We start from the raw sequence: 10,097 nt of genomic DNA, 5'->3' as shown, positions 1-10,097 counted from the left end.
AGTATTTTGGTATATTGAGCCACTTACTCATTTTATTTATAATATTTCTCCTGTTTGTCATCATTTATCGCGTTAATTACCTTCATCAACTTGCCTGCATTCGATAATCTAGCGACAATAGGCACAGTATTCACCCAACATTCATTAGAGTTTCTTTGTTACATATGCGTACTTTAGACTTATGGCCGATTAGCCTCATTCTTATCTCTACTTTAATGTGCTCTTTTTCAGTACAGGCCAATGATTGGTTAACATTAAACATCAAAGGGGGTTCCGATGAGTTAGACACCAATATCCGCGCGCATTTAGGTCCTTTACCCACGTCAATCGTTCAACGCAGAACTTTTATTTTTAACACTGAAGATAGCGCCATTGCTGCGCTGCATTCGCTTGGCTATTATCATGGTAAGGTTGAACAGGAAGTATTGTCACCGGAACAAGGAGCTTGGGCACTCAATCTTTCTATTACGCCAGGTCCCCCAACATTAATTCAATGGATCGATATGCACTTAGAAGGACAAATCCTCAATGATCCAGTAATGATTAATTGGTTAAACACACGCACCGTCAAACCCGGTGATATCGTCAACCATGGCACCTATGAACAGCTAAAATCTCAGTTGATCACTTTGGCGCTATCACGTGGTTATTTTGATGGTAAATATATTGAATCTTCGATCAAAATCAACCGCGATCTCAACACCGCAAGACTGACACTGCATTATGATTCAGGTCAACGTTACCGTATTGGTGAAATCAACTTTGAAGGACAAACATTGAATGATAATGTAATGCGAACATTGATCCCTTTCAAGCTCAATAGTCCATACAGTACAACCCGTCTTAGCGCATTAAATCGAGAGTTACTCGATACGGGATATTTTGCCAACGTTAAAGTTCTCCCACAGGTCAATAAATCAACTGATTTAATTATCCCAATTAAAGTCGATCTTTCTTCAAAACCTAGCCATTCAATTGAATTAGGTTTCGGTGTCGACATCGGTGATACCAATGAGACTGGTATAGAGCCTAGAGTAAGAGTCACTTGGCGCACACCTCAAATCAATCGTTTTGGCCATTCACAAGAAACCAGTGTAGAGTGGGCTCCCGATAAGCCAAAGTTTTTAACCACTTATACTATTCCGTTAAGCCATCCCTTAGATGATCAACTAAAATTCCGTATTGGCATGTTAAGAGATAAATATGGTGCCACTCAAGTTTATGACCCCAGTAATAACACTTTCACCAACACCGGAGAGTTAGAAGGAAACAAACGTCTACTGGGGATCATTCGTCAGCAAAGATTGGCAGATCAATGGGTACTTAATTACTCAATCGAAGCAATTCGTGAATATTACACGCAATCTGAAGTTGATTATGACCCCACATTTATCCTCCTTGGGACCAGTATCTCCAAAACTATCCGAGGCGATAACAGTTTAGATCCTAAATCTGGCTTTTTTCAGTATTACAGTATCGAGTATGCTGATCCTAATTTAGGCTCAACAGCGCGCCTAACCAGACTCCAAACCAAGTATAAGTGGATTGATACTTTCTTTGATAAACACCGACTGGTATCCAGACTCGATTTAGGGTTTAACTTAGCCGCTGATGAAGATTTGCCTTTTATCCCTCCATCACTACGCTATTTTGCCGGTGGAGATCAAAGTATTCGTGGTTACGGTTATCAAGCGCTCGGGCCTTATTTAGATTATACCAGCGCAACTGGCGAACAAACACGGCAAGTGGTCGGCGGTAGCTACCTTATAGTGGGTAGCCTTGAGTACCAATACTACCTGACCCCCACTTGGCGTTTAGCCAGTTTTATCGATGCGGGCAACGCATTTGATACAGACCAAATTGAACCTATAGTATCGGTAGGCGGTGGGGTTCATTGGATCTCACCTATCGGCCCGATTAAATTTGATGTCGGTGTTGGCTTAAAAGAGACAGATACCATGGATCGCCCTTGGCGTATCCATCTTACCATGGGCACTGAATTATGAACCAGCCCTCACATCCAGAACCTCATCACGCACAAGAAGACAGTCAATTAAACACCGCGAGCCTACCTATGCTTTGTTGGCGCAGCTTTAAAGCTCTTTCTAGGCTAATCATCTATATCCCGCTTAGTGTATTGATCCTTATTGCCATATTAATTGGTACTCATTTCGGCAGCCGGATCACCGTATTATTGGCCGATATATTAGTCCCCGATCTGAATATTACCTATGTAACAGGCACAATAAACAGCCAACTCAAGGTCAAAGACACTCATTGGGAAATGAACGGGATCAGTGTGGATATCAAGGAACTAAACCTTAAATGGCTTCCCATGTGTCTATTGAAAAAGCAAGTTTGCATAGATGAACTTTCAGCATCTGGCGTATTAGTCAACATCGACACGGATACATTAGCCCGCGATAACAGCCCAATAGATGATCTCGAAACAGATCATCTCGAAACAGAGAAAGTACTCATCTTGCCTTTTGGTATCGATCTTCAGCTGGCCGAACTCGCCAACGTTGAGGTTAGCGTCAATGATATGCAATTTAATGTCAGTGCATTGCGCACTCAAGCTCAATGGCAGCAAACGGGTATTAGGGTCAACTATCTTAATACCACGGGTCTATTCGTGTCGATTCCAGAGTCGAGCGAAGAAACGGATCCCATTAACAAACAGACTCCCCAAGATAACAAATGGGCGATGGCTCATCTACCGAGAGTATTTATCCCTATTCCCATTTTTGTCTCTAGTGCCAAAATACACGATAGTCGGCTCAAACTCGGCAAGCGTGAAGATAAATTTAAGCAGATTAATCTGCAAGCAAGTTATCACAACTTTCTTGTACACGTGGAAAACTTGCAGCTTGATCATAGCGACGGTAACGTTAACTTAAAAGGTGACATATCCCTCAAAGATGATTACCCGATGGATTTATCAGTCGCCCTCGATGCTCGCCGCATTAACGAATTCCCTGAGATGGGTGCTCAAATAGTCAAACTGGAAGCTAAAGGAGGGTTTAACAAACTCGCCATTAATGCTACGGGAGCTGGGCAGGTTGACTTTTCACTTGACGGTGATATCGGTTTGGCATCCCCACACCTGCCTTACCATCTTAACCTCAACGCTCGGCAGCTAAGCTGGCCATTAGATAAGCCGCTTTATACAGGTCAATCAATCATCTTAGCAACTAATGGGGATCTGAATCATCAATCGATTACATTATCCAGTGTTATCAATACCCCCTATCAACCACCATTAGATATAAACACGCAATTTGAGCATTTTGGCACTCAATTAAAGATAAATCACCTCAATGCAAAAGGAGATATCGGAGAACTTGTCGCCTCAGGGGAAGTCAACTATGACAATGTATTCACTTGGGACACTAATATTAGCCTTAAGGATATAAAGATTGAACAACTGGTTTTAGATTTAGAAAATCCTCTGCCAACCAGCCTCATCACAGGACAACTACACACCAAGGGGACTTTCGATAATAAAAAATGGCAAGTGGGCCTCTCTCAATCAAATTTAACAGGCGAATTACAAGGCTATCCCTTTCATTTATTGGGTGACATAACCATTAATGATGAGTTAAACATCAGTTCAAACAGTTTAGTATTCAGTGCGTTACAATCTATGTTAACCATGTCTGGTACAGTAAAAGAGCACTGGGCTATTAATGCGTTACTCGATATACCGGATCTTAATCTTTGGCACCCAAGTGCCAATGGCACAATCAAAGCAGACATCAAAGTATCAGGACCTAATGGACAGCCAAAAATAGACATGACGGCCAACGCATTAGACTTAACATTTGAACAGTTCGAGCTTGGAAAAGCACACATAAAAGGACATTATTTTCCACAAAATGCCCATCAATTTGACTTGTCACTTAAGGCTAATGACTTCACATGGCAAAAAATAAAACTCGACGCCATTATGTTCAACATTGACGGCGATGAAAGTAATCAACAACTCGCTTTAGACACATTAGGTGAGCTGCAACTCAATACTGAAATTTATTCACAGTTTGATCCTGACATTGAAGCTATCAATGCCGAAATCCGTACTTTCAGTCTAGATTCCATAATAGGCCCATGGGATCTCAAAGCCCCTTTCGAGATCACTTGGAACAATACACAGCAATTTGGCGCCATTAACCCATTTTGCTGGCAACATAAAGATGGCTCATTGTGTCTTGATAACACTGCAGAACTGGGTAATAAGGGAGAAACTAGCGTCAGTTTTACCGGCAATGTTGGTGCGTTACTCGCTCCTTTTTTACCAGAAAATGTAACATGGGAAGCACCCGCTAAGCTCAACTCACAACTTTCATGGCAACCGGATAGTAAGCCTACTGGCTTTGTAGAGCTTAATTTTGATCCTGGTTATATTAGCCTAAATCATAATCATAATAATGTTGATATTGGTTATAAGGTGCTTAATCTGCAGGCAGCGCTTGACCCCGAAACACTGTCGACTCAAATAAGGTTCGATTCCTATGATATCGCTAACTGGGAGGGTCAATTAAATATCAATGTCAGCCCAGACAGGGCCATTTCAGGTTACACTAAATTACACCAAATTAACCTAGCATCGTTATCTGAATTTATGCCACAACTGGAAAGCCTTAAAGGTAAAATCTCCAGTGAATTGACCATAGCAGGGACGTTAGATAAACCTGATATATCAGGTGAAGTGTCACTTAAAAAAGGAGAACTGCTCATTGCAGCGAATCCAACTTTGCTTGAAGATATCGACCTTTCACTGTCATTATCAGGCCAAGAAGCCAAAGTCAACGGCCATTGGTTAATGGGAGAAGGGAAAGCAGATCTGGCTGGGCAGCTTAACTGGGCTCATGATAAGTTTACGGGAGACATTAAATTTAATGGTGAAAACTTAGCCATCATTCAACCTCCACTAGCCATGATTAATGTCTCACCTGACTTAACAATACATTTCCAGAAAAATCTAGTGGATGTTCAAGGTATCCTCAATATTATCTCAGGTAATATCAAAGTTGCTCAATTATCCGAAGGTGGGGTTGCCGAGTCTCAAGATGTTGTATTTGAAGACAGTATTTCATCAGGCGATGTGGCACACAACCCATTAGCTATCACAGCTAATGTGAAGATCAATGTATTCGATAAACTGAAAATCGATGGCATGGGGTTAACGGGTAAATTAGCGGGAACATTAGATTTAAAACAAGCAGCATTCAGGCCGCCGCTTCTTTATGGAGATATTCGCGTCATAGACGGTAATTATACATTTTTAGGTCAAACGCTAGCAATTAAAACCGGCGAAGTGCAGTTTATTGGCCCACTGGACATCCCGAATCTAAATATCGAAGCTGTTAGAGAAATCAAAGAAGAAGAAGTAATTGCTGGAGTCAGGATCACTGGAACACCACTAAAACCTATCGTCACACTGTTTTCATCACCAACAAAAGATCAAGGTGAGATCCTCTCTTACATCCTAAAAGGAGGGGCAATTAAAGACAGTGATGGTAACCAAAATAATAGTTTGATGATGGTAGCAGCATTAAGTCTTGGTAACCAACTCGGTGGCTCTGCGGTCAATAACATTAGCCACTCTGCCACCGATCTTATCGAAAAAATAGGCTTTTCAAATGTTCAACTTAACGCCAATGATGATGGTCGCGTGGCAATTAGTGCCTTTATTGGAGAAGACTTAATGGTCAAATATGGAGTGGGAGTCTTTAACCCTGGCTATGAGGTGACAGTAAGGTATTATCTTTTATCTCAGCTCTACCTAGAAACGGTATCCGGTAACATCGAACAATCACTCGACATCTACTATAACTTCGATATCGATTGATGACCCCCGATAAAAATGCTTATTGACTGTTTTTATCGGGCACCTAGCATTATTCTGCAAAGTTTGTCTGACTGTTTTTAAATTGTTGCCACACTTTTCCACTATTTATCCCATAGCTGCGCATTAATGCGGGGATTGCATTATGATTTTTATCTTTAGCAAGTTGTTGTAAAGACTCATAAAACTTAAAAGCTAACTCTCGAGCTTTATCTATAGCAAAGTAATCTTCACCGACTCTGCTATAAAGTCCTTTAAACCCATTTAAAATTAATACATAAAGTGGATTACCTGAATTATACGCCAAGCTACGATGAAGCTGATAATCAAACTCAACATACGCTTTAGGATCATTATTGAGTGTACCGAGTGTGTGCAATGCTTCTAACACTTTGTCAGCATTATAGCGAACAGCCCCTTTAAAATAGATAGCACTAATATTGGTTCGAGCTGAAAGCAGCTGTTCGAGTAACACAGGCTCACCTGCTGGGTTCAAATCCGCTATGGTTTCCAATACATTTAAGCCTGATGTCTCCCAAATATCATTCACCTTGGTGGGTTTACCATGTTGTATCGTCAACCAACCATCACGTGCTAATCGTTGCAGTACTTCACGTAATGTTGTGCGCGTAACCCCAATAAGTTCTGAGAGTTCTCTTTCTGCAGGTAATATTGAACCCGGTGGAAATTTTTCCTCCCAGATAGAGCGGACAATATATTTCTCAGCAAAACTCGCGGGCCCTTTGGCTTCGATAATATCTTTGTTCTTTGCCACCGGCGGAGCGTTTTGGACAATTGTCATCAGGGGTATTTTCCACATTAAATTTACCTTTATTATCTACTGATCATACCAGAGAGAGGATAAATGGAAACCTTTCTAAATTAAAACAGTGAAAGAACAAAATTTAACGTGAAAAAATTGACCAATAACCACTCAAAATGGATGGTTTTATGTAAAAAATCACAATTTTACTCTTTAAATGTCAATAAGCTATTAAATACTCGTCTCTTTACGCTAAACTAAAATGGTTTATCATCATATCCATTAATGTAGAGAGGGTGCCATGCCTGTGACTATGAGTCAGGCGTTTATTGATAACTTCTTAGGTCATTCGCCTAAGTGGTTCAAAATCGCAATTTTATCATTTTTAATCATTAATCCGATGGTCTTTTATATCGATCCATTTATTGCTGGGTGGTTATTAATTCTTGAGTTTATTTTCACGTTAGCAATGGCATTAAAATGCTACCCACTCCAACCAGGCGGACTCCTTGCCATCGAAGCTGTGGCAGTCGGCATGACATCGCCAAGCCAAGTGTTCCATGAAATAGAAGCAAACTTAGAGGTATTGTTACTGCTTGTTTTTATGGTGGCAGGTATCTACTTTATGAAGCAACTGCTCTTATATGTTTTTACTAAGATGATCACGAAAATAAAGTCTAAAATTGTTGTCTCGTTAATGTTCTGTATCGCGTCCGCTTTTTTATCTGCTTTCCTTGATGCATTAACCGTCATTGCCGTGATTATTGCTGTTGCCGTCGGATTTTACTCCATCTATCATAAGGTCGCATCGGGCAAGCACTTCACCGACGATCATGATCATACCTCCGAGGGACATCAGCAGTTATGTGAAAATGAATTAAGTGCATTTCGTGGTTTTTTAAGAAATCTACTGATGCATGCTGGTATAGGCACGGCATTAGGCGGCGTATGCACTATGGTCGGAGAGCCACAGAATTTGATTATTGCTGCTCAAGCTAATTGGCAATTTGGCGAATTTGCAATACGTATGTCTCCGGTGACGATCCCAGTATTTTTTGCTGGGATCTTTACGTGTTTCTTAGTCGAAAAATATAAAGTGTTTGACTATGGACAAGAACTTCCCTCAGCTGTGCATAAAATCCTATCCGATTACGCCTCTCATGAAGATGCAAGGCGTACTAATCATGATAAGATGAAGCTCGTCATACAAGCCTTAGTAGGCGTTTGGTTAATAATAGGATTAGCTTTTCATTTAGCATCTGTCGGTCTCATCGGTCTGTCGGTCATCATCTTGACCACCGCATTTAATGGCGTCACACACGAACATGCACTGGGTAAAGCATTTGAAGAAGCCCTACCATTTACCGCGCTTCTGGCTGTGTTTTTTGCCATTGTCGGCGTCATTATTGACCAACAATTATTTGCACCAGTGATTCAATGGGCATTGAGTTATGAAGGCAACACACAATTAGTTATCTTCTACATTGCCAACGGTTTGCTTTCTATGGTCAGTGACAATGTGTTTGTTGGCACCGTGTATATTAATGAAGTCAAAGCAGCTCTCCTGTCAGGCCAAATAACCCGAGAACAATTTGACTTACTTGCTGTGGCAATTAATACAGGAACAAACTTACCTTCAGTGGCAACTCCTAATGGCCAAGCCGCCTTCTTGTTCCTACTCACATCAGCAATCGCTCCCCTCATTCGCCTATCCTATGGACGCATGGTGTGGATGGCTGTTCCATACACCATCGTATTATCAATTGTGGGTGTGCTAGCCATTCAATTCGGTGGATTAGAACAGATGACACAATACTTTTATGATCATCAAATCATCACCCATCATTCAGTGGCCAATAGCACCTCACTAACACACTAAATGAGAAAACTAATTCAGTTAAACTGAACTTTATTAACAAGTAAAAGTCTTATAAACGCCCTACTTGGGCGTTTTTTAATAACCAAAATGGAGAGTCTGATATTGAATCAAGTCACCCAATTCGCACAATCACGGCTTGCTTGGCTTATATTAGCTGGAACAGCACTCGGGCTTGAACTTTGTGCCCTTTTTTTCCAATATGTGATGAAATTAGATCCTTGCGTGATGTGTGTCTATCAACGTATCGCCATATTCGGCATTTTGGCGGCTGGATTAATGGGAGTTTTAGGTCATAAAAATAGAGTAATGCGACTTTTAGCTATCATAGCTTGGGGAGGAAGTGCGGCTTGGGGATTAAAGCTTGCCCTAGAATTAGTCGATATGCAGACCAACCCATCCCCTTTTTCAACTTGCGCTTTTTTACCCGAATTTCCCACTTGGATGCCGCTTCACGAATGGATCCCTTCTCTATTTATGCCTACCGGTATGTGCACTGATATCCCGTGGGAAATGTTGTCGATCACAATGGGACAATGGATGATTGTGGCTTTTTCTGTTTATCTCATTGCGATGGTTGTCTTTATTATTCCTACTTTGAGTAAAACACGTTAAGTCGGTTTTGTGGTGATAAAGAACGCCCGTAAGAGCGTTATTTATCCCATATCAAGCTTCTCTATAAAGAAGTGCTACACCGGATTATGAATATCAACAAAATGATGCACTAAATTAAATTCATTCGCCAGATGCGCCCCTAGCGCCTGAATGCCATAACGCTCGGTAGCATGATGACCCGCTGCAAAATAATGGATCCCTAATTCAACAGCACTGTGATAAGTACGCTCAGACACTTCGCCGCTGATGAAAGCATCAACATCCAGATCTGCGGCAATGTCGATATAATCTTGCGCGCCACCGGTACACCAAGCTAACGTCTGTATCTCATCATTGTCCTTACCAATATGCAAAGGGGCTCTCTCTAAGACTTGATTCAATTTCGTCGAGAAATCATTAGCTGACATTGGATGGTCTAAACGCCCTTGCCAAATCAGCCCTTGTGCAACCCCTTTTAAGGCTTTAGCATCTTTAATACCCAGTTTACCCGCTAACTGGGCATTGTTGCCTAATATAGGGTGAGCATCTAGTGGAAGATGGTAACCAAACAAATTAATATCATTATTCAAAAGAGATTTTATTCTTTTCTGTTTCATGCCTGTTATCACATCAGGCTCACCTTTCCAAAAGAAACCATGATGAACTAAGATTGCATCCGCATTTAGTACCACAGCCTGTTCAATTAACGCTTGGCATGCTGTCACCCCTGTCACTATAGTTGATATTTCAGCGCAACCTTCAACCTGAAGTCCATTTGGTGCGTAGTCTTTGTACATGGAAATTTGTAATAAATCGGCAAGATATTGGCTTAATTCTATTCGCGTCATAAAGTGACCTCTTGATATTTTATCGCAGTGTAACTCATCAAAAAATAATTATTAACTATACTAATGAAAGTAAGTAGATGAACTAGAGATAAGTGTTAACGATGATTTTAAGCGCAATAGGCTCATAAAATCGATTAAAATTGCCAAAATTTAGTAAAAGTTGGTCTT

Annotated in this window: 6 protein-coding genes; 4 read left to right on the top strand and 2 right to left on the bottom strand. The window is 40.9% G+C overall.

Annotation, left to right across the window (positions count from 1 at the left end; translation table 11 throughout):
• The first annotated feature begins 164 nt into the window (after positions 1–164).
• Positions 165–2,006 (top strand): autotransporter assembly complex family protein, encoded by a 1,842-nt coding sequence (locus tag HQQ94_RS11240; protein ID WP_173294511.1) that lies wholly within the window; start codon positions 165–167, stop codon positions 2,004–2,006.
• Positions 2,003–5,851, top strand: a complete 3,849-nt coding sequence (locus HQQ94_RS11235; protein ID WP_173294510.1) for a translocation/assembly module TamB domain-containing protein — start codon at positions 2,003–2,005, stop codon at positions 5,849–5,851. The genes HQQ94_RS11240 and HQQ94_RS11235 overlap by 4 nt, the downstream gene beginning before the upstream one ends.
• 49 nt (positions 5,852–5,900) lie before the next feature.
• Here HQQ94_RS11235 and fadR read toward each other — a convergent pair whose 3' ends face one another.
• Positions 5,901–6,650 carry a fatty acid metabolism transcriptional regulator FadR gene (gene fadR, locus HQQ94_RS11230; RefSeq protein WP_173294509.1) on the bottom strand — a complete coding sequence of 250 codons (750 nt, stop codon included), beginning with the start codon at positions 6,648–6,650 and terminating at the stop codon, positions 5,901–5,903.
• Positions 6,651–6,912: 262 nt separating this feature from the next.
• Between fadR and nhaB the strand changes: the two genes are divergently transcribed.
• Entirely contained in the window at positions 6,913–8,490 is a 1,578-nt protein-coding gene (nhaB, locus tag HQQ94_RS11225; RefSeq protein ID WP_173294508.1) for a sodium/proton antiporter NhaB, read from the top strand.
• A gap of 87 nt (positions 8,491–8,577) precedes the next feature.
• Positions 8,578–9,102 (top strand): disulfide bond formation protein DsbB, encoded by a 525-nt coding sequence (gene dsbB, locus HQQ94_RS11220; protein ID WP_173294507.1) that lies wholly within the window; start codon positions 8,578–8,580, stop codon positions 9,100–9,102.
• Between the two features lie 74 nt (positions 9,103–9,176).
• Here dsbB and HQQ94_RS11215 read toward each other — a convergent pair whose 3' ends face one another.
• Entirely contained in the window at positions 9,177–9,929 is a 753-nt protein-coding gene (locus HQQ94_RS11215) for a Nif3-like dinuclear metal center hexameric protein (protein ID WP_173294506.1), read from the bottom strand.
• Between the last annotated feature and the right edge of the window lie 168 nt (positions 9,930–10,097).

Source organism: Shewanella sp. VB17, from assembly GCF_013248905.1.
Lineage (GTDB): Bacteria > Pseudomonadota > Gammaproteobacteria > Enterobacterales > Shewanellaceae > Shewanella.
The sequence above is the reverse complement of the archived record's forward strand: the minus strand, read 5'-3'. Positions and strand labels throughout refer to the sequence as shown.